The sequence below is a fragment of the Kineococcus halophytocola genome (assembly GCF_041276425.1).
GTDB classification, from domain to species: Bacteria; Actinomycetota; Actinomycetes; order Actinomycetales; family Kineococcaceae; genus Kineococcus; species Kineococcus halophytocola.
In genome coordinates, this window is sequence record NZ_JBGFTU010000005.1 from 101,613 (window position 1) to 122,217 (window position 20,605).

At 74.9% G+C, this 20,605-nt stretch carries 17 protein-coding genes, 1 tRNA gene, 1 pseudogene and 1 riboswitch; of the genes and pseudogenes, 3 read left to right on the plus strand and 16 right to left on the minus strand.

Annotated elements, in window-relative coordinates:
• Positions 1-46: 46 nt before the first annotated feature.
• Positions 47-2,314 carry a glycoside hydrolase family 3 C-terminal domain-containing protein gene (locus AB2L27_RS05665; protein WP_370440502.1) on the plus strand — a complete coding sequence of 756 codons (2,268 nt, stop codon included), beginning with the start codon at positions 47-49 and terminating at the stop codon, positions 2,312-2,314.
• Positions 2,315-2,365: 51 nt separating this feature from the next.
• Here the strand turns inward: AB2L27_RS05665 and AB2L27_RS05670 are convergent, their stop codons facing one another.
• The 4 genes from AB2L27_RS05670 to AB2L27_RS05685 form a co-directional block, all read right to left on the minus strand.
• Positions 2,366-2,872, minus strand: a complete 507-nt coding sequence (locus AB2L27_RS05670) for a GNAT family N-acetyltransferase (RefSeq protein WP_370440503.1) — start codon at positions 2,870-2,872, stop codon at positions 2,366-2,368.
• Positions 2,872-5,391, minus strand: coding sequence for a leucine--tRNA ligase (gene leuS, locus AB2L27_RS05675; protein ID WP_370440504.1), 2,520 nt, complete (start codon positions 5,389-5,391; stop codon positions 2,872-2,874). Before leuS ends, AB2L27_RS05670 begins: the two co-directional genes overlap by 1 nt.
• Before the next feature lie 187 nt (positions 5,392-5,578).
• Positions 5,579-6,463 (minus strand): diguanylate cyclase domain-containing protein, encoded by an 885-nt coding sequence (locus AB2L27_RS05680; RefSeq protein WP_370440505.1) that lies wholly within the window; start codon positions 6,461-6,463, stop codon positions 5,579-5,581.
• 108 nt (positions 6,464-6,571) lie between these two features.
• Positions 6,572-7,432, minus strand: coding sequence for a shikimate 5-dehydrogenase (locus AB2L27_RS05685; protein ID WP_370440506.1), 861 nt, complete (start codon positions 7,430-7,432; stop codon positions 6,572-6,574).
• 47 nt (positions 7,433-7,479) lie between these two features.
• On the opposite strand from AB2L27_RS05685, the gene AB2L27_RS05690 reads away from it, so the two are divergent.
• Positions 7,480-8,505, plus strand: a complete 1,026-nt coding sequence (locus AB2L27_RS05690; protein ID WP_370440507.1) for an LLM class flavin-dependent oxidoreductase — start codon at positions 7,480-7,482, stop codon at positions 8,503-8,505.
• Between the two features lie 62 nt (positions 8,506-8,567).
• Here AB2L27_RS05690 and AB2L27_RS05695 read toward each other — a convergent pair.
• The 5 genes from AB2L27_RS05695 to AB2L27_RS05715 all read right to left on the minus strand — a co-directional run bounded on the left by AB2L27_RS05695 (position 8,568) and on the right by AB2L27_RS05715 (position 10,628).
• Positions 8,568-8,640, minus strand: a tRNA-Ala gene (locus tag AB2L27_RS05695).
• Positions 8,641-8,756: 116 nt separating this feature from the next.
• Positions 8,757-9,386, minus strand: coding sequence for a histidine phosphatase family protein (locus AB2L27_RS05700; RefSeq protein WP_370440508.1), 630 nt, complete (start codon positions 9,384-9,386; stop codon positions 8,757-8,759).
• Positions 9,383-9,763 (minus strand): ribosome silencing factor, encoded by a 381-nt coding sequence (gene rsfS / locus AB2L27_RS05705; RefSeq protein ID WP_370440509.1) that lies wholly within the window; start codon positions 9,761-9,763, stop codon positions 9,383-9,385. Before rsfS ends, AB2L27_RS05700 begins: the two co-directional genes overlap by 4 nt.
• A 35-nt stretch (positions 9,764-9,798) precedes the next feature.
• Complete coding sequence (gene nadD / locus AB2L27_RS05710; RefSeq protein WP_370440510.1) at positions 9,799-10,452, minus strand: nicotinate-nucleotide adenylyltransferase; 654 nt, start codon at positions 10,450-10,452, stop codon at positions 9,799-9,801.
• Between the two features lie 17 nt (positions 10,453-10,469).
• Positions 10,470-10,628 (minus strand): hypothetical protein, encoded by a 159-nt coding sequence (locus AB2L27_RS05715; RefSeq protein WP_370440511.1) that lies wholly within the window; start codon positions 10,626-10,628, stop codon positions 10,470-10,472.
• A 102-nt stretch (positions 10,629-10,730) separates the two neighbouring features.
• Between AB2L27_RS05715 and AB2L27_RS05720 the strand changes: the two genes are divergently transcribed.
• Positions 10,731-11,699 (plus strand): glycosyltransferase family 2 protein, encoded by a 969-nt coding sequence (locus AB2L27_RS05720; protein ID WP_370440512.1) that lies wholly within the window; start codon positions 10,731-10,733, stop codon positions 11,697-11,699.
• 3 nt (positions 11,700-11,702) lie between these two features.
• Here AB2L27_RS05720 and AB2L27_RS05725 read toward each other — a convergent pair whose 3' ends face one another.
• The 7 genes and pseudogenes from AB2L27_RS05725 to AB2L27_RS05755 form a co-directional block, all read right to left on the minus strand.
• Positions 11,703-12,995, minus strand: coding sequence for a glutamate-5-semialdehyde dehydrogenase (locus AB2L27_RS05725; RefSeq protein WP_370440513.1), 1,293 nt, complete (start codon positions 12,993-12,995; stop codon positions 11,703-11,705).
• 49 nt (positions 12,996-13,044) lie between these two features.
• A complete protein-coding gene (locus AB2L27_RS05730; protein ID WP_370440514.1) occupies positions 13,045-13,431 on the minus strand; it encodes a hypothetical protein in 387 nt (128 codons plus the stop codon).
• A gap of 37 nt (positions 13,432-13,468) precedes the next feature.
• A complete protein-coding gene (gene proB, locus AB2L27_RS05735; protein ID WP_370440515.1) occupies positions 13,469-14,638 on the minus strand; it encodes a glutamate 5-kinase in 1,170 nt (389 codons plus the stop codon).
• A 10-nt stretch (positions 14,639-14,648) separates the two neighbouring features.
• Complete coding sequence (obgE, locus tag AB2L27_RS05740) at positions 14,649-16,172, minus strand: GTPase ObgE (RefSeq protein WP_370440516.1); 1,524 nt, start codon at positions 16,170-16,172, stop codon at positions 14,649-14,651.
• Positions 16,173-16,270: 98 nt separating this feature from the next.
• Entirely contained in the window at positions 16,271-16,525 is a 255-nt protein-coding gene (gene rpmA / locus AB2L27_RS05745; RefSeq protein ID WP_179749488.1) for a 50S ribosomal protein L27, read from the minus strand.
• Between the two features lie 6 nt (positions 16,526-16,531).
• Complete coding sequence (rplU, locus tag AB2L27_RS05750; protein ID WP_179749490.1) at positions 16,532-16,843, minus strand: 50S ribosomal protein L21; 312 nt, start codon at positions 16,841-16,843, stop codon at positions 16,532-16,534.
• 135 nt (positions 16,844-16,978) lie between these two features.
• Positions 16,979-19,267, minus strand: a pseudogene (locus tag AB2L27_RS05755) (Rne/Rng family ribonuclease); the annotation flags it as partial.
• Between the two features lie 1,207 nt (positions 19,268-20,474).
• A riboswitch (SAM riboswitch) is annotated at positions 20,475-20,565 on the plus strand.
• The last annotated feature ends 40 nt before the right edge of the window (positions 20,566-20,605 follow it).

Sequence of the window (20,605 nt, forward strand, 5' to 3'; positions counted from 1 at the left end):
CACCAATACCTTCCACTCGGTAGGTGTTCGGGCGTAGCCTGCGGCCATGACCGACACCGGCGTCACCCGCTCACCGACCGACCTGCTGGCCGAGCTGACCCTGGAGGAGAAGGCCGCCCTCCTGGACGGTTCGGACTTCTGGCACACCGAGCCCGTCGAACGCCTCGGCATCCCGGCGCTCATGGTCACCGACGGCCCCCACGGGCTGCGCAAGCAGGCCCAGGACGCCGACCACCTCGGCCTGGCGAACTCCGTCCCGGCCACCTGCTTCCCGCCCGCCGCCGGCCTCGCCTCCTCCTGGGACGTCGACCTGCTGCGCCGCGTCGGTGAGGCCCTGGGGCGCGAGACGCGCGCCGAGGGCGTGTCCGTCCTGCTCGGCCCCGGCGTCAACATGAAGCGCTCCCCGCTGTGCGGACGGAACTTCGAGTACTTCTCCGAGGACCCGGTGCTGGCCGGCGACCTCGCCGCGGCCCTGGTCCAGGGCGTGCAGAGCCAGGGCGTCGGGACCTCCCTGAAGCACTTCGCGGCCAACAACCAGGAGACCCAGCGCATGACGGTCTCCGCCGACGTCGACGAGCGCACCCTGCGCGAGATCTACCTCACCGCCTTCGAACGGGTCGTCCGCACCGCCCAGCCGTGGACGGTCATGTGCTCCTACAACCGCATCAACGGCGTCTACGCCTCCGAGGACCCCTGGCTGCTGACCCGGGTCCTGCGCGAGGAGTGGGGTTTCGAGGGGCTCGTCGTCTCCGACTGGGGCGCGGTCAACGTCCGCGAGGACGGCGTGCGCGCCGGGATGGACCTGGAGATGCCCTCCTCCTCCGGCGCCGGCACGCAGCGGATCGTGGAGGCCGTGGCGATGGGGACCCTGAGCACCGGGGACCTCGACCGCGCCGTCCTGCGCGTCCTGGAACTCGTCGAGAAGTCCCGCCCGGCGCTGGCCGACCCCGGGACCGTCGACGTCGAGGCCCACCACGCCCTGGCCCGCGAGGCCGCGGTCCGCAGCGCCGTCCTGCTGCGCAACGAGGACCGCATCCTGCCGCTGGCCCCCACCGGCGGGACGATCGCCGTCGTCGGGGAGTTCGCCCGCACCCCCCGCTACCAGGGCGCGGGCAGTTCGCAGGTGAACCCGACCCGCCTGGACGACGCGCTCACCGCGCTGCGCGCGCAGTTCGACGGCTCCCGCGAGGTGACGTTCGCCCCCGGCTACGTCCCCGAGACCGACGCCTCCGACACCACGGGCGAGGCCGCGCGGGCGCTGGCGGCCGAGGCCACCGAGCACGCCGCGGCCGCCGACGTCGTCGTGCTGTTCCTCGGCCTGCCCGCCTCCTACGAGTCCGAGGGCTACGACCGCGAGCACACGAACCTGCCGCCGGAGCAGCTCGACCTGCTCGAGGCCGTCGTGGCGGCCAACCCCCGCACCGTCGTCGTGCTGGCCAACGGCTCGGTCGTCAACCTCGAACCCTGGCAGCACCGCGTCCCGGCCGTCCTGGAGGGCTGGCTCGGCGGGCAGGCCGGCGGCGGCGCCGTCGCCGACCTGCTGTCCGGGGTGGCCAACCCCTCGGGCAGGCTGGCCGAGACGATCCCCGTGCACTTCCGCGACAACCCCGCGGTCGGGAACTTCCCCGGCGAGCACGGCCACGTCCGCTACGGCGAGGGCCTGCTCATCGGGTACCGCTGGTACGACGCGCACTCCCTGCCGGTGGCCGCCGCGTTCGGGCACGGGTTGTCCTACACGACGTTCGGGTACTCCGACCTGCGCGTGGAACCCCGCACGGCCGGCGGCGTCGACGTCCACGTGACCGTCACCAACACCGGGGACGTCGCGGGCAGCGAGGTCGTCCAGGTCTACGTCGCCGACCTCGACGCGACGGTGTTCCGGCCCGACGCCGAGCTCAAGGGCTTCGCCCGCCTCACCCTGGAACCGGGTCAGGCCCGCGAGGTCTCCATCGCCCTGGACGAGCGCGCGTTCTCGTTCTGGCACAGCGCGACCGGCCGCTGGGTCGTGGAGGGCGGGGAGTTCGGGATCCGCGTGGGCGCCTCCTCCCGCGACGTGCGGCTCGCGACCACCGTGACGCTGCCCGGGGACGACGCGAGCGTCCCGCTGCAGGTCGACTCCGAGCTCGACGTGTGGCTGGCGCACCCGGGCGCCGGTCCTGTCGTCCGCGAGCGCCTCGAGGACACCCAGTGGGCGGGCATGGTGTTCGACCCCCAGCACGGGGCGATGATGCGGGCCATCCCGCTGGTGCGGCTCACCCGCTTCCCCGGGTTCCCGATCGCGGAGTCCGAGCTCCCCGGTCTGATCCCCGCCTGATCCCCGCCTGATCCCCGCCTGATCCCCGCCTGAGCCCGGGGCGGCCGCGCGTCAGAGGTCCAGGACCGTGACGACGTGCGGCCGCCCCTCCCGCTCGGCGCGCCACCCCTGGGTCATCCCCAGCTTGCCGGTGACGGCCAGGCTGGCGGCGTTGTCCGGGGCGACGACGGAGATGAGCCGGGGCAGGTCCAGACCCCGGGCGTGCTCGACCCACGCGCGGGCGGCCTCGGTCGCGAACCCGTGGCCCCAGGCCGACCGCGTCAGGCGCCAGCCGATCTCGACGTCCTCGGGGTACCAGCGCATCCGGTGCAGGCCGGTGAACCCGATGAACTCGCCGGTGTCCCGGCGTTCGAGGGCGGACAGGCCGAACCCCAGCCGGTCGAAGCACCCGTCGGCGTAGTCCGCGAGCCGGTCCGAGGCCGCCCGGTCGAGCGGGTCGCCGGAGACGTGCCGCACGACCTCGGGGTCGGCGTTCATCGCCGCGAAGGGTTCGCGGTCGCCCGCCGTCCACCGCCGCAGCAGCAGCCGCGGGGTGGACGGCGGGAGAAGACCGGCCATCAGGCCGGGACGATGTTCACCAGCTTGGGGGCGCGGACGACGACCGTCCGGATCCCCGCCCCGGCGAGGGCCGCCTGCACCTTCTCCGAGGCCATCGCCAGCTCCTGCAACGCCTCACCCGTGATGTCCGGGGCCACCTCGAGGCGGTCGCGGACCTTGCCCTTGACCTGCACGACGCACGTGACGGTGTCCTGGACGAGCAGCGCGTCGTCGACGGCCGGCCACCCCGCGCGGGCCACGGCGGGTTCGTGGCCGAGCAGGGACCACATGTCCTCCGCGACGTACGGGGCGAACAGGGACAGCACGACCGCGACGGCCTCGGTGGCCTCGCGCACGGCGGGGTCCCCCGCGCCCGGGCCGGAGTCGATGGCCTTGCGCGTGGCGTTGACCAGTTCCATGACGCGCGCCACGGCCACGTTGAACCGGTACGCCTCGACGTGGCCGGCGACGTCGTGCAGCGTGCGGTGGGTCACCCGCCGCAGGGCGACGTCCCCGGTCGTGACGTCGGCCCCGGCGGGGGAGGTGACGTCGCGCGCCAGCCGCCACGCGCGGCCCAGGAACTTCGCCGACCCCGACGGGGACACGTCGGCCCAGTCGATGTCGTCCTCGGGCGGGCCCGCGAACGCCATCGTCAGCCGGATGGCGTCGACGCCGTGCTCCTCGAGCTGGTCGGACAGCCGGACGAGGTTGCCCTTGGACTTGCTCATGGCCGACCCGTCCATCTGCACCATGCCCTGGTTCAGCAGGCGGGTGAACGGCTCGTCGAAGGGCAGGTACCCCAGGTCGTGCAGGACCTTGGTGATGAACCGCGCGTACAGCAGGTGCAGGATCGCGTGGGTCACCCCGCCGACGTACTGGTCGATCGGACCCCACTGGCCGATGAGGTCGGTGTCGAAGGGTTTCGTGTCGTCGTCCGGGGAGACGAACCGCAGGTAGTACCAGGACGAGTCGACGAACGTGTCCATCGTGTCCGGGTCCCGGCGCGCGGGGCTCCCGTCGACCGGGCTGGGCACGTTCACCCAGTCCTCCGCCGCCCCCAGCGGGCTCGTGCCCTTGGGCGTGAGGTTCAGGCCCTCCGACGGCGGCAGCAGCACGGGCAGCTGGTCCTGCGGGACGGGGACCTCACCGGTCTGCGTGTGCACGATGGGGATGGGCGTTCCCCAGTACCGCTGGCGGGAGATCAGCCAGTCGCGCAGCCGGTAGTTCTTCGCCGGCCGTCCCTTGCCCTCGGCCTGCAGCACCTCGATCGCCTTGGCGATGCCGGCCTGCTTGTCCAGGCCGTCCAGCGGACCGGAGTTCACCAGCACGCCGTCGCCGGCCGTGGCCTCGCCCGACTCGGCGGGGTCGGGCAGCGGGTTCCCGTCGGCGTCGCGCACGTCGACGACGACGCGGACGGGCAGGCCGAACGCGCGGGCGAAGTCGAGGTCGCGCTGGTCGTGGGCGGGCACGGCCATGATGGCGCCGGTGCCGTAGTCGGCCAGGACGTAGTCGGCGGCCCAGATCGGCAGCCGTTCACCGTTGACGGGGTTCACGGCGAACCGGCCCAGGTCGACGCCGGTCTTCTCGCGCTCGGAGGCCAGCCGGTCCATGTCCGAGGTCTCCTGCACCGTGGTGCGGTACGCCTCGAACGCCTCCCGCACCTCCGGGGCGGACCCCGCGGCCAGTTCCCCGGCCAGGTCCGAGTCGGCCGCGACGACCATGAACGTCGCCCCGTGCAGGGTGTCCGGGCGCGTCGTGTAGACCGTGACGGGTTCGTCGCGACCCTCGATGACGAACTCGACCTCGGCGCCCGTGGAGCGGCCGATCCAGTTGCGCTGCATCGAGATGACCTTGGACGGCCACTGGCCCTCCAGGCGGTCCAGGTCGTCCAGCAGCCGGTCGGCGTACTCGGTGATCCGGAAGTACCACTGGGTCAGCTTCTTCTTGACGACCTTGGCCCCGGAGCGCTCCGACGTGCCGTCGGGCAGGACCTGCTCGTTGGCCAGGACGGTCTGGTCGACCGGGTCCCAGTTGACCAGGGAGTCCTTGCGGTAGGCCAGGCCCTTCTCGTACAGCTTGAGGAACAGCCACTGGTTCCACTTGTAGTACTCCGGGTCCGACGTGTGCAGCACGCGGTCCCAGTCGAAGGAGCAGGCGTAGCGGCGCATCGAGGCGCGCTGCTGGGCGATGTTGTCGTACGTCCACCGCCGCGGGTCCAGCCCGCGCTTGATGGCCGCGTTCTCCGCGGGCAGGCCGAACGCGTCCCAGCCGATGGGGTGCATGACGTCGAACCCGCGCTGCAGCCAGTACCGCGCGATGACGTCGCCGAGCGCGTACGCCTCGGCGTGACCCATGTGCAGGTCCCCGGAGGGGTAGGGGAACATGTCGAGCACGTACTTCTTGGGGCGCTCGTCGCCCGGTTCGCCGCTGCGGAAGGGCTTGAGGTCGTCCCAGACGGGCAACCACTTCTCCTGCAGGGCGAAGGCGTCGTAGCGCTCCTCGTCACGGCTCTCGGTCTGCTCGACCGACACGTCAGTCATCTCGTCCTCCCGGTGCTCGCGTGCGTCCCGCACCTGCGACCTGCCCCTGACAGCGGAAGACCCCTCGCGCAGGAGGGGTCTCGGTGCGAGCACCTGCGAGGTCGCAGCAGCTCAGCACCGGCTGGGAAGTCGGCGGGAGGACACCGGGACAGCCTACTCCGACACGGTCGCGGCGACGGTGGGCAGGTCAGGCCCCGGGCCGCTCGGGACGGGCGCCCCGGTCGCTGCGGCGGCGTCCCCACCCGTGCGCCGGGACGCTGCGGCGCAGGGCCCGGCGCTGGGCCAGGGCCTGCTCGGCCCGCACGAGCAGGTCGCTGACCCCGCCCTCGTCCCACGGCGCCAGCACCGCGGCCCCCGCCTCGACGGCCAGGCGCGCGGTGCGGTCCCCGCCCCCGGCCAGCCGGCCCTGGGCCAGGCCCACCCGCAGGCGCCGTTCGAGCTCCTGGGCGTGCAGCCCCGCGCCCGGGCCGAGGACGACGAAGCGGCCCTCGCCCTCGCGGGCCACGACGTCGGACGTGCGGGTCGCCGCCCGCAGGGCGGTGGCGGCCGCGGCCCACTCGGCCTCGCGCGCGGCGCGGACCTCCTCGACCGACCGGCTGCCGGCGCCGAGCTGGACCCCGGGGGTGACCTCGACGACGCACGCGTGCACGGCACCCCCCGAACGGCGCGCCGACTCCAGCACCTGGTGCCCGACGAGGACCAGCCCGCGGCGGTTCAGCAGCCCCGTCACCGGGTCCTGCACCGTCTCGTCGCGCGCGGCCTCCAGCGCCGCGAGCAGCGACCCGGCCGAGCGTTCGGCCTCCCGGTGGGCCCGGACCGTCACGGCCAGGGCCACGGCCAGGGTCAGGGCCAGCGCCCCCACCGCGACCAGGGCCACGAGGAGCACCACGGGGGTGGGGGCCAGGACCGCGGCCAGCACCACCGCGACGGCCCCGGTGACGGGCACCAGGACCAGGGCCGCCGCGCGGCCGCGGACCGGGGAGCCGGGGCGGCGGGCGGTCGCGGGTGCGGGCGCGGCCGGCGGCGCGACGGCGGGGTCTGCGGCGTCGCGGGGTCCGGGCGCGGAGGTCACGCTCTCCCCCTCGGCACCACCGGGACCGGGCTCAAGGCGGCGAGCGGGTGACGACATGCTCCGATCATGCGGTCGGCGCGGCGTCCGTGCGGCCCGACGGGGCACGGTTCACACGGCGCGCCGGGAGAACTCACCCGCTCGGCGGACCTGGTCGGCGCTCGGGCGGACGCCGGTGTAGAGGGCGAACTGCTCGGCGGCCTGCCAGGCGGCGACCTCGGTCCCGGTGACCAGCGGCGTGCCGAGCTCGCGGACCAGCCGCACCAGCGGGGTGTCCTCGGGGACGGCCACGACCTCCACGACGGCCCCCGCCGCGACGACGGCCTCGCGGGGGACGGGCAGGTCCCCGGCCGCGGGTCCGCCGGCCATCCCGACCGGCGTGGCGTTGACCAGCAGGTCCGGGCGGGTGCCGTCGAGCGCGGGCAGCCAGCGGGCCCCGTACTGCGCGGCCAGCGGGGCGCCGGTAGCCTCGGTGCGGGCCACGACGAGCAGGTCGGCGAACCCGGCGTCGCGCAGCGCCGCCAGGCAGGCCTTGGCCATCCCGCCGCTGCCGAGGACCGCGGCGGTGCCGGGCGTGCCCTGCGGGGTGATGCCGCGCTGGGCCAGCAGCCCGGCGACGGCGAGGTAGTCGGTGTTGTGGGCGACGAGGTGCGAGCGCCCGTCGCGGGGGGTGTTGACGATCGTGTTGACCGAGTCGATGGCGGCGGCGGAGGCCTCCAGCTCGTCGACCAGCGGGATGACGGCCTCCTTGAAGGGCATCGAGATCCCGGCGCCGCGGATCCCGAGGGCGCGGATGCCGGCGACCGCGGCGGGCAGGTCGTCGGTGGTGAACGCCTTGTAGACGAAGTCCAGGTCCAGCTCGGCGTAGAGGAAGTTGTGGAAGCGGGTGCCGAGGTTGCTCGGCCGCCCCGACAGCGACAGGCACAGTCGGGTGTCCTTGCTGATCCGGTCGGGCAGGTCGCGGGAAGTCACCGGCCCATCATGGAACAGGCGGGGGTTGTTGTTGGTTCAATGAGAGCGTGAAGCGCATCGGTTTCCTGTCCTTCGGGCACTACCAGCCGGTCCCCGGCTCGGCCGCGCGGACCGCGCGCGAGGCCCTCGTCCAGACCGTCGAGCTGGCCGTGGCCGCCGAGGAGCTCGGCTTCGACGGCGCCTACGTGCGGGTGCACCACTTCGCCCGCCAGCAGGCCGCGCCGTTCCCGGTCCTGGCCGCGATGGCCGCCCGCACCAGCCGCATCGAACTCGGCACCGGCGTCATCGACATGCGGTACGAGAACCCCCTCTACATGGCCGAGGAGGCCGCGCAGACCGACCTCATCTCCGGTGGCCGCCTGCAGCTCGGCGTCAGCCGGGGATCACCCGAGCCCGCCCTGCACGGCCCCGCCACGTTCGGGTACGTCCCCGCCGAGGGTGAGACCGAGGCCGACATGGCCCGCCGGCACACCGACGTCTTCCGGCGCGCGATCACCGGGGCCGGGGTGGCCGAGTCGAACCCGCGGATGACCGGGCGCAGCGTGCACCTGCCGGTCCTGCCGCAGTCCCCCGGGCTGTCCGAGCGGATCTGGTGGGGGTCGGGCACCCGGGCCACCGCGCGCTGGGCCGCCGAGCAGGGCATGAACCTCATGAGCTCGACCCTGCTCACCGAGGACACCGGGATCCCCTTCGACGAGCTGCAGGCCGAGCAGATCGCCCTGTACCGGCAGGTCTGGCGCGAGTCCGGCTGGGAGCGCGAACCGCGCGTCTCCGTCAGCCGCAGCGTCATGCCCATCGTCGACGACCTCGACGAGGCCTACTTCGGCCGCGACCGCGGCTCGACCGACCAGGTCGGCTCGCTCGGGGAACCGGGGCTGGCGCGCTTCGGCAAGACGTACGCCGGCGACCCCGACCAGGTGGCCGAGGACCTCGCCAAGGACGTCGCCGTGCGCGAGGCCGACACGCTCCTGGTGACGATCCCGAACGCCCTGGGCGTGGACTACAACACCCACCTCATGCGCTCGATCGCCGAGCACGTGGCCCCCGCCCTGGGCTGGCATCCGGCGCGCTGACCGGCGGGATCCCCGCCGGGGAACGACGAAGGGCCCGGACGACTGTCCGGGCCCTTCTGCGGTGGAGCTGAGGGGACTCGAACCCCTGACCCCCTCCATGCCATGGAGGTGCGCTACCAGCTGCGCCACAGCCCCTTGCTCTCGTCACCAGGCTTTCACCCCGTGGGTTTCCCCCCGGCAACGAGGACAACACTACCGCACGAACGACGGTGGTCGTGACCACCCGCGTCGCCCAGCCGGGTCGGCCCCGGTCAGCCCTCGGCGCCCACCCCGGCCCCGGCCGGGCCCGCGTTGTACTCCTCCAGCACCCAGCCCTCACCGCGCCGGGCCAGGACCGCCCAGTGGCAGTTGCGGAACCCGGCGAACGCCCCGCCCGCCGTCACCGGCAGCCCGAGCAGGCGCAGCACCGCGGTCTTGAGCGCCGCGCCGTGGGAGGCGACGAGCAGGGTGCCCTCCACGGCCGCGGCGTGGCGTTCGACGGCCGAGGCCACGCGCAGGCCCAGTTCGCCGCGGCTCTCCCCGCCACCCATCCGCACGTCATCCCCGCGGCGCCAGGCGGCGTGCTCGACCGGCCAGCGCCGGGCGATCTCCTCCCCCAGCAGCCCCTGCCACTGGCCCGCGTCGACCTCGCGCAGCGCCGGGTCCTGGAGCAGGTCGTGGCCGGTGAGGGCGGTCAGGGCGCGCGCGGTGTCCACGGCCCGGGACAGGTCCGAGGACACGACGGCGGCGACGTCGGTCGTCGCGGCCAGGTGCGCGGCGGCCTCGGCCGCCTGGGCCCGGCCCACGTCGTCCAGGGGGACGTCGAGCTGGCCCTGGAAGCGGTTCTGCGCGTTGGAGGCGGTGCGGCCGTGCCGCCACAGGACGACCCGGCGGGCGCTCACGCCTGCTGGTCGCTCGTCGCCGGCTGCGGCAGGTCCAGCAGCGGGCAGTCCTTCCACAGCCGCTCCAGGGCGTAGTACTCGCGCTCCTCGACGTGCTGGACGTGCACGACGACGTCGATGAAGTCGAGCAGGATCCAGCGGCCCTCGCGCTCGCCCTCGCGGCGCACCGGCTTGGACCCCAGCGGCAGGAGCTTCTCCTCCACCGCCTCGGCGATGGCGCGCACCTGGCGCTCGTTGGGGGCCGAGGCCAGCAGGAAGGCGTCGGTGATGAACAGCTGGTCCGAGACGTCCAGCGCCACCACGTCGGTCGCGAGCTTGTCCGCGGCCGCCGCCGCGGCAGCGGTCACGAGCTCGAGAGAACGGTCGGATGCGGGCACGGGACTCCTCGGGCGGTGCGGTCGGTCGGGCGGGTTCAGCCCGTCGATTCTCCCACGGCCGGCACCGCGGGCCCGTCCACCGCCGCGGGGGCGTAGAGGCGGTGCTTGGAGATGTGCTGCACGACCCCGTCGGGCACCAGGTACCAGACGGGCAGGCCGTCGGCGACGCGCCGGCGGCAGTCGGTGGAGGAGATCGACAGGGCGGGGACCTCCAGCAGGCTCACCCGGTCCATCGGCAGCCCGTCGTCGGTCAGGGCGTGCCCGGGGCGGCTGACCCCGACGAAGTGCGCCAGCGACCAGAGCTCGACGACGTCCTTCCACTGCAGGATCTGCGCCAGCGCGTCGGCCCCGGTGATGAAGAACAGGTCGGCCTCGGGGCGCAGGTCGCGTAGCTCGCGCAGGGTGTCGATGGTGTACGTGAAGCCACCGCGGTCGATGTCGATGCGCGAGACCGTGAACCGGGGGTTGGACGCCGTCGCGATGACCGTCATGAGGTAGCGGTGCTCGGCGGGGGCGATGTCCCCGCGCGACTTCTGCCACGGCCGGCCCGTGGGGACGAAGACGACCTCGTCCAGGTCGAAGCGGGCCGCGACCTCGCTGGCCGCGACCAGGTGACCGTGGTGGATCGGGTCGAACGTGCCCCCCATGACCCCCAGGCGGGGTCGCCGCGACGGCGGCGGGCCGGGCACGTCCGGCAGGACCGAGATCAGTGACGGGTCCCGACGCTGCGGAAGGCCACGGTCACGATGAGCAGCGAGGCCAGGACGCAGAGCGCGACGATGCCGAAGACGTAGGGCGAGGGCAGACCGGCGCCGTGCGTCTCCTCGGTCTGCTGAGCGGCTTCGGCGACGAGCGCGTGCAGCATGGTCGGGTCCTCCTGCGGGTACGGCGTCGGGTGCGGCTGGGGGTGCGGCCGGAGCGCCAGTCTCGCACGCTCCCCGGGCGGGTGCTGCGGCAGGATCGCCCCGTGTCCCCCCCACCTGCCCGCGAAGCCCCCGCCCTGTCCGTCGTCGTGCCCGCCTTCGACGAGGCCGAGGTGCTGCCGGCGTTCGCGGCGCGGCTGCGGCCGGTGCTCGACGGGCTGCTGGCCGAGGGCCTGGGCGGCTACGAGGTCCTCGTCGTCGACGACGGCAGCTCCGACGCCACCCCCGTCGTCCTGGCACGGCTGCGCCGGGACTGGCCCCAGCTGCGGGTGGTGCGGCTGCGGGCCAACGCCGGGCACCAGGCCGCCCTGTCGGCCGGGCTCGCCCGGGCCCGGGCCCGCGCGGGCGTGGTGACGATGGACGCCGACCTGCAGGACCCGCCGGAGGTGCTGCCCCGGCTGCTGGCCGCGGCCGGGCGCGGGCACGACGTCGTCTACGCCGTGCGGCAGGACCGGTCGGTGGACTCGCGCCTGAAGCGGCTGACGGCGGCGGCGTTCTACCGCCTCGTGCGGGCCCTGGGCGGGCGCGCCCCGCAGCAGGCCGGGGACTTCCGCTTCACCCACCGCACGGTCGTCGACACCGTCCTGCGCCTGCCCGAGGCGCACCGGGTGCTGCGCCTGGTCATCCCCGAGCTGGGCTTCTCCTCCACCACCGTCGGGTACGCGCGCCAGGCCCGCAGCGCCGGCCGCACGAAGTACCCGCTGACGCGGATGCTGCGCCTGTCCCTGGACGCCATCACCGGCTCGTCCACGGCGCCGCTGCGGCTGGCCTCGTTCTTCGGCCTCGGCGGCGCCCTGCTGACGTCGCTCTTGCTGCTCTACGCGCTCGTGTCGTTCGCGCTCGGCCGGACGGTGCCGGGGTGGACCTCGACGCTGGCCGTCGTGGCGGGCGTGGGCACGCTGCAGCTGCTGTGCCTGGGCGTGCTCGGCGAGTACGTGGGACGGCTGTACGTCCAGCTGCAGCAACGCCCCACCTACCTCGTCGCGAGCGACTCCCTCGACGAGAACCCGTGACCCTCAGACCCGGACGTGCCCGTCGCCCAGGACCTGCCACGTCGTCGTCGTCAGCTCACCCAGCCCCATCGGGCCGCGGGCGTGCAGCTTCTGCGTGGAGATGCCGACCTCGGCCCCCAGGCCGAACTCCCCGCCGTCGGTGAAGCGGGTCGAGGCGTTGACGGCCACGACGGCGGAGTCGACGGCGGCGCAGAAGTAGTCGCTGACGCGGACGTCGGTGGCCAGGACGGCCTCGGTGTGCGCCGAGCTCCACCGGCCGATGTGCTCCACCGCGTCCTGCACCGAGTCCACGACGCCCACGGCGATCTCCAGGCCGTGGAACTCCGCGGCCCAGTCGGCCTCGGTCACGGCCTGCGCCGGGACGCCCGCGGCCCGCGCGGCCTGCGCTGCGCGCTCGTCGGCGTGCAGGACGACCCCGGCCCCGTGCAGGGCGCTCAGCAGCGTCGGCAGGAAGTCCGCGGCCAGCGCGGAGTGGACCAGGACCGTCTCGGCGGCGTTGCAGACGCTGGGCCGGGAGGTCTTGGCGTTCAGGACGACCTCGACGGCCTGGCGCAGGTCGGCCGAGGCGTCGACGTACACGTGGCAGTTGCCGACGCCGGTCTCGATGACGGGGACGGTCGCCTCGCGCACGACGCGCTGGATGAGGTCGGCCCCACCGCGCGGGACGAGCAGGTCCACCAGGCCGCGCGCGGTCAGCAGGACGCCGACCCCGTCGCGGCCGTGCTCGTCGATGCTGGTGACGGCGTCGGCGGGCAGCCCCGCGGACTCCAGCGCCCCGCGCACGACCTCGACCAGGACGGTGTTGGACTCCAGCGCCGCGGACCCGCCCCGCAGCACGACGGCGTTGCCGCTCTTGAGGGCCAGGACCGCCACGTCGACCGTCACGTTGGGCCGGGCCTCGTAGACGACGCCGAGCACCCCCATCGGCACCCGCACCTGCCGCAGCCGCAGCCCGTTGGGCAGGGTCGAGCCGCGCACGACCTCCCCCACCGGGTCGGGCAGGGCCGCGACCTCGCGCACGGCCGCGGCGATGGCCGCGATGCGGGCGGGGTCCAGGGCCAGGCGGTCCAGGAGGTGCTCGGAGGTGCCCTCGGCCCGGCCCCGGTCCAGGTCCCGCCCGTTGGCGGCCACGATGCGGTCCGTCGCGGCCTCCAGGGCGTCGGCGATCGCTTGCAGCGCAGCGTCCTTGGTCGCCCGCGTCGCGACGCGCAGCGGTCGGGAGGCGGCCTTGGCGCGTCGGCAGACGTCCAGGACGGCGTCCGCGAGCGTGGTGTCGGGGGTCGCGACGGTGGTCATGGCGACACCCTAGCCCGCACCCGGCGATCGTTGAACGATCCGCGGTGGCTCACCAGGGCGCGATGTCCCCGATGAGGTCCAGGGTGCGCACCCGCCGCCCGGGCAGGCCCCGCCGCCGCCGGGCCGCGGCCTGCGTCTCGGCGCGGTGCTCCACCGTGGCGCGGTCGACGACCTCGACCCCCGCCACCGACCAGTCCGGCAACCCGGCGCTGACCCGGTGCTCGGGCCACAACCGCAGGGCCATCGCCGCGGCGTCGTCGACGTCGCGGGCCTCGTCCCAGTAGCGCAGCTCGGCGCGGGTCGCGCTGTAGCGCACGCTGGACAGGAACGGGTGCTCACCCAGCAGCCGGTCCAGCGCCGAGCGCACCTCCGTGACCTCGGTGGCCTTGCCCGCCACCGTCAGCGTCACCGACCACAAGGGCAACGTCTCGCCCACGCACGGTCCCTTCGTTCGCCACCGGTCGTCACCTGCCTCAGCGCCCCAGGAGGACCAGGTGGTCCCGGTGCACGACCTCGCGCTCGTAGGCCGGGCCCCACCGCCGGGCCAGCTCGCGCGTCGTGCGCCCGAGCAGGTCCGGCAACTCCTCCGAGGAGTAGTTCACCAGCCCGCGGGCCACGGCGTCACCGTTTCCGTCGACCAGGTCGACCGGGTCACCGGCGCTGAACCGGCCCGACAGGCCCACCACCCCGGCCGGCAGCAGCGAGGACCGGTTCGAGCGCACCGCCCGCACGGCCCCCTCGTCCAGCACCAGGCGCCCGGCCGGGGCCGCCGCGTGGGCCAGCCACAACTGCCGGGTGCTGCGCCGGGCCGCACGGGTGGGCGGCACGGAGAACCACGTCCCGACGTCCTGCCCCCCCAGGGCGGACGCGGCCCGCGCCGCGGACGTCACCAGGGTGGGCACCCCCGCCGACGTCGCGATCCGGGCCGCGTCGACCTTCGTCGTCATGCCCCCCGTGCCGACCCCGGCCGGCCCGGCCGACCCGATCGTCACCGCGGACAGGTCCTCCGGCCCGCGCACGTGCGCGATCCGCCGCGCCCCGGGACGCGACGGGGGCGCGTCGTAGAGCGCGTCCACGTCCGACAGCAGCACGAGCGCGTCGGCGCGGACGAGGTGCGCCACGAGCGCGGCCAGCCGGTCGTTGTCGCCGAAGCGGATCTCGTGGGTGGCCACGGTGTCGTTCTCGTTGACCACGGGCACGACCCCCAGGGTCAGCAACCGCTCCAGCGTCCGCTGCGCGTTGCCGTAGTGGGTCCGGCGCACGACGTCGTCGGCGGTCAGCAGCACCTGCCCGACCGTCAGCCCCGCCCGGGCGAAGGCGCGCGCGTACTGCGCCAGCAGCAGCCCCTGCCCCACGCTCGCCGCGGCCTGCTGGCCGGGCAGGTCCCGCGGGCGCTTGGGCAGCCCCAGCGGCGCGAGCCCCGCCGCGATGGCCCCGGAGGAGACGAGCACGACGTCCCCGCCGTCCAGGCGCCGCCGGGCCAGGACCTCCACGAGCGCGTCGAGCCGGGACACGTCGAGCCCCCCGGCCGCCGTGGTCAGCGAGGAGGACCCCACCTTGACCACCACGCGCCGGGCCGTGGCCAGGTCCGCGCGACGCACGACCGCGGGCGCGGTGGCCGGGGTCGCGGTGGAGCCGTCCACGTCGCCGCCCTCAGTCCTCGTCGTCCCCGCCGGTCCAGTGCCCGGCCAGGCGCTCGCTCTCCAGCTCCCCGCGCGCGGCGGCCTTGGCGGCCCGGCGCTCGCGCTCCTCCTCGCGCTTGGCCGCGCGGGTCGGGCGGGACTGCTCCTCCAGGCGCAGGTCCGAGCCGCGCTGGCCGAGCACCTCCGCGCCCGCGACCATCGTGGGCTCCCAGTCGAAGACGACGGCGTTGGCGTCGTCGCCGATGACCACCTCGGCCCCCGGCGTCGCGCCCTTCTTGAACAGCTCGTCCTCGACCCCCAGCCGTGCGAGGCGGTCGGCGAGGTAGCCGACGGCCTCGTCGTTGGTGAAGTCGGTCTGGCGGACCCAGCGGCGCGGCTTCTCGCCCCGGACCCGGAACCGGACCTGGGCGTGCTCGGCGTCGCCGTACTCCTCGCGCGTCACCGTGAAGCCCGAGGCGTCCACGGCCGGCGGGTTGAGGACGACCCGCATGGGGACGGCCTCGGGCGCGGCGGCCCGGGAGGCGGCGACGAGCTCGGCCATCGCGAAGGACAGCTCGCGCAACCCGGTGCGGGCCACGGCGGAGACGACGAAGACCGGCGCACCGCGCTCCTGGAGGTCCTCGCGGACGATGTCGGCCATGTCCACGGCGTCGGGCACGTCGGCCTTGTTGATGACGACGAGGCGCGGGCGGTCCTGCAGCGGCACGGTGCCGTCGTCGACGGTGTAGGCCGCCAGCTCCTTCTCGATGGCCTCCAGGTCGCTCACCGGGTCGCGGTCGGTCTCCAGCGTCGCCCCGTCCAGGACGTGGACGAGGGCCACGCAGCGCTCGACGTGGCGCAGGAAGTCCAGACCGAGACCGCGTCCCTCGCTGGCCCCGGGGATGAGCCCGGGCACGTCGGCGACGGTGAAGCGCGTGGAGCCGGCCTCGACGACGCCGAGGTTGGGCACCAGCGTCGTGAACGGGTAGTCGGCGATCTTGGGCCGGGCCGCGGACAGCGCCGCGACGAGGCTGGACTTGCCGGCGCTGGGGAACCCCACGAGCGCGACGTCGGCGAGCGTCTTGAGCTCGAGCACGACGTCGAGCTGCTCGCCCGGCTCACCGAGCAGGGCGAACCCGGGCGCCTTGCGCTTGGTCGTCGCCAGCGCCGCGTTGCCCAGGCCGCCACGGCCACCGGGGGCGACGACGTACCGGGTGCCGGGGCCGACCATGTCGGCGAGCAGGTCCCCGGAGGCCGACCGCACGATCGTCCCGTCCGGGACACCGATGACGAGGTCGTCGCCCTCGGCGCCGTTGCGGTGGCTGCCCATGCCGAAGCGGCCGTCGGGCGCGCTGCGGTGCGGGCGGCGGTGCAGGTCCAGCAGGGTCGTCACCTGGGGGTCGACCTCGAGGACGACGTCCCCGCCGCGGCCGCCGTTGCCCCCGTCGGGCCCGCCGAGGGGCTTGAACTTCTCGCGGTGCACCGAGGCGCACCCGTTGCCGCCGTCACCGCCGGACGCGTGCAGCACGACGCGATCGACGAAGTGCGTCGACATGTCATCTCCTCGAACTGGGGGTGGAACCGCTGGTGGAACGCACGAGGGGCGGACCGGATCGCTCCGGTCCGCCCCTCGTGTTCACGACGGGTGCGTCGTCACTCGCCCGCGACGATGTTGACGACCTTGCGACCACGACGGGTGCCGAACTCGACGGCCCCCGGGACCAGCGCGAACAGCGTGTCGTCGCCGCCGCGGCCCACACCCGCACCGGGGTGGAAGTGGGTGCCGCGCTGACGGACGAGGATCTCGCCCGCGCTGACGACCTGGCCGCCGAAGCGCTTCACACCGAGGCGCTGCGCGGCGGAGTCACGACCGTTGCGCGAGGAGCTCGCGCCCTTCTTGTGTGCCATCTGACGTCACGCCCCGATGCTGGTGATCTTGACGCGGGTGAGCTTCGCGCGGTGACCCTGGCGCTTGCGGTACCCGGTCTTGTTCTTGTACTTGAGGATGGTGATCTTGGGGCCCTTGGCCTCCTCGACCACCTCGGCGACGACCTTGACACCCGCGAGCGCCGAAGCGTCGTGAGTGACGGTCTCACCGTCGACGAGGAGCAGGGGCTGCAGCTGCAGCGTCTCCCCGCTGGCCACGGGGACCCGGTCGATGGTCAGCACGTCGCCGACCGAGACCTTCTCCTGCCGGCCGCCGGCGCGGACGATGGCGTACACCACAACGAACCCGTTTCTCTCGTCACGAACTGGATCGCCACCGAACCGCACGTGCAGTCCGAGGCTCGCGCACGACGGCGCACCAAGGGCCAAGCGTACGGAACGCCTGCCCCCGGGGTCAAAACGACGCGTTCACTCCCCCGCCGGCGCGACGGCCGGCTCGGGGGTGTCCCGCTCCCGCCGGCCCGCCGCGGCGACGGCGGCGATGGCGGCGAGCACGGCCGGGTCCTTCACCGACTCCTGCGCGGGCTCCTGGGGCGTCTCCTTCGCGGACTCCCTCGCGGCGCCGCCGGAGGCGTCCGCCTCGGGGCGGGCCTCCTCGGCCGACCGGTCGCGGCCGCGGCGACGGCGGGACTTGCCCGAGCCGCTCGAGCCGCCGTTCGACCCGCCGTTCGAGCCGCCGTTGCCGTGGCCGCCACCGTTGCCGTTCGGGGACGGCTGCGGTGCGGGGTTGGCGTCGGCGGCCGCGTCGAGCTCCTCCAGGACCGCGGCCAGGCCCTGCCCGGTGCGCTTGCGGGTCATCTGGACCAGCCCCAGCGAGGTCACCTCGGCGACCTGGTGCTTGGTGCGGTCCCGGCCCAGGCACTCCACGAGCCGGCGCAGGACGAGGTCGCGGTTGGACTCCAGGACCATGTCGATGAAGTCGATGACGATGATCCCGCCGATGTCCCGCAGCCGCAGCTGCCGGACGATCTCCTCCGCGGCCTCGAGGTTGTTGCGCGTGACGGTCTCCTCCAGCGTCCCGCCGGCCCCGGTGAACTTCCCGGTGTTCACGTCGATGACGTGCATGGCCTCGGTCGGGTCGATGACGAGGGAACCGCCCGAGGGGAGCCAGACCTTGCGGCCCAGCGCCTTCTGCAGCTGCTCGTCGATCCGGAAGTGCTCGAAGACGTCCTGCTGGCCGTCCCAGCGCTCCAGCCGGTCGGCCAGGTCCGGGGCGACGTCGGCGACGTACCCGTGGACGGCCTCCCAGGCCTGCTCGCCGGAGACGACGACCTTGGTGAAGTCCTCGTTGAACACGTCGCGCACGACGCGGACGGTGAGGTCCGGCTCGCCGTGCAGCAGCAGCGGGGCGTTCTTGCTCTGGGCCTTGGCCTGGATGGCCTCCCAGGTCGCCTGCAGCCGCTGGACGTCGGCGCGCAGCTCGTCCTCGGCCACGCCCTCGGCCGCGGTGCGGACGATGACGCCGGCCCCCGGCGGGACGACCTCCTTGAGCACCTTCTTCAGCCGGGCCCGCTCGGTGTCGGGCAGCTTGCGGGAGATCCCGGTCATCGACCCGCGCGGCACGTACACGAGGTAGCGGCCGGGCAGCGAGACCTGGCTCGTCAGGCGGGCGCCCTTGTGCCCGACCGGGTCCTTGGTGACCTGCACCAGGACGGGGTCACCGGACTTCAGCGCGGCCTCGATGCGGCGCGGCTGGCCCTCCAGCCCCGCGGCGTCCCAGTTGACCTCACCGGCGTACAGGACGGCGTTGCGCCCCTTGCCGACGTCGACGAAGGCCGCCTCCATGCTCGGCAGCACGTTCTGGACGCGACCGAGGTAGACGTTGCCGACCATCGTGGTCTGCGCCTGCAGCGCGCCGTAGTGCTCGACGAGGACCTTGTCCTCCAGCACCCCGATCTGGGTGCGCTCGTCCTGCTGGCGCACGACCATGACCCGCTCGACCGCCTCGCGGCGGGCCAGGAACTCGGCCTCGGTGAGGATGGCGCGCTTGCGCCCGGCCTCCCGGCCCTCGCGGCGGCGCTGCTTCTTGGCCTCCAGCCGGGTCGAGCCGCGCAGCGCGGTGATCTCGTCCTCGCCGGTGCCGCCGATGCCGCCGGCGCCGCGGGAGCGGCGGGGTTCGCGGACCCGGGTGACGGTGTTCGGCGGGTCGTCACCGGAGATGTCGTCCCCCTCGCCGGACCCGCTGCGGCGGCGGCGACGGCGACGGCGGCGCGAGGAGCCGGACTGCTCGTCCTCCTCCGAGCCGTCGTCGGCGCCGTCGTCCGAGCCGTCGGCGTCGTCGTCCTGCGCCTCGGCCCGGCCGCGGCCGGTGTCCGGGGTGGCCTCGTCGTCGCGGTCCTCGTCCTCACCGGGGTCCTCGTCCCGGTCGTCCCGGTCCTCGGCGTCGCGGCCACGGCTGCGCCGGCCCCGCCCACCCCGGCGACGACGGCGACGGGGCGCACCCGCGTCGTCGGTCGCGTCGTCGTCCCCCGCGTCCTCGGCGGACTCGTCGGTGTCCTCGGTGTCCTGGAGGTCCTCGGTCTCGTCCGCGTCGTCGGAGTCCTCCTGGGCACCGGCCCGGCGGGTGGCACCGCGGGAGCGGCGCAGGTCGCGCAGGCTGTCCAGGACCTCCTCGTCGCGGACGCCGGCACCGGGGGCGTTCTCCCCGGCGTCCTCCGCGGTCGCGTCGGCGCGCACGTCCTGGTCCCCGTCGGAGGACCGGGCACCGGGCGGCGGGCCGGCCGGGGCCGAGGCCCGCCGACGGCGCGGCGGGGTCTCGGCGTCGGGGGCCTGGAAGAAGAGGGCGGTCGCACGGGCCGCGGCGTCCGCGGCGCGGTCGGCCGGCTCGGCCTCGTCCCGGCGGGACCCCCGGGCGAACCCGGCCGCGCGCAGCAGGACGGGGTCGTCCATGAGGTCGGCGTCGTCGGCCGGCTCGGCGGGCTCGGGGTCCTCGACGGCGTGCGCGGCCGGGGTCGGGTCCGTCGTGGCGGCGGGCGCCTCGACCGGGGCCTCCTCGACCGGCGCGTCCTCGGCGGCGGCGACGGCGGGGGCGACGGCGGGAGTGGCCGCCGCGGGGTCGGCGGGCGCCTCGGCCGCCGGGGCGGCGGCGGTCTTGCGGGCACGCCGACGGCGTGCGGGAGCGGGTTCGGCTGCCACGGGATCGGCCGTCGGGGGCGCCTCGGTCGCGGGCTCCTCGGCCACCGGGGTCTCCGGGGTCTCCGGGGCGGCGACCTTGCGGGTGGCCCGGCGGGCTCGCTTGCGCGGCGCGGGCGCCTCGGTGGGGGTCTCGGCCGGGGTCTGGACGGAGCCCTCCACGGGGGCCGCGGACGGCTCGGTGGCCGGGGTCTCCTGGGCCGTATCCCCCGGGGCCGAGGCCTCGGGGACCGGTGCGGCCGTGGGTTCGGCGCCGGCCGCCTCCACGGCGGCCGGGGGACCGGCCGGTCGGCTGGCCGCGCGACGGCGGCGGGGTTTCGTCGCCCCCGCCCCCGTCCCAGCCCCTGCCGTCGCCGGCGTCGTCGCGTTCTCGTCGGGTGTGCTCGTCACGGGTGCTCCGCTTCGCCCGCAGCGCCCGCTCCACCGGTCGTCCCCGCGGACGCCCGGGCGTCCTCGTCGGAATCGCCGGGCGGGTCGACCCGCGCCCGACGGAAGTTCTGGTGCACCGGTGGGGTCGCGCGACGCGTGCTCCCCCCGGAGCCACCGGCGGTCGTCGTCCGGGGCACGGGCCGGGGCGCCTGCGAGGTCCTTCCACCAGACCGCGGCGCTGCCCGGGACCCACGCACCAGGCGACGGTCTCGACGGCGGACCGCGCGCCCGGTGTGGTGGGAACGCACGGCCGTCCTCAGTGTCGCACAGCCCTCCCGGCCGGGCCCTGCGCACTCGCGGCCCGCGAAAGCGTTCCCGCGGGCCCCGGTGATCCGCTACGCTCGCCGGAACACCATCCAGAGTGGCCGAGAGACCTGGCTCGACGACGCCACAGCAACCACCGCACGCGCGGCAGGTGCTCCCGCCAGGGACGATGGAGGACTGCAGTGGACAGCTGTACCCAGCTCACCCGGCGCTACC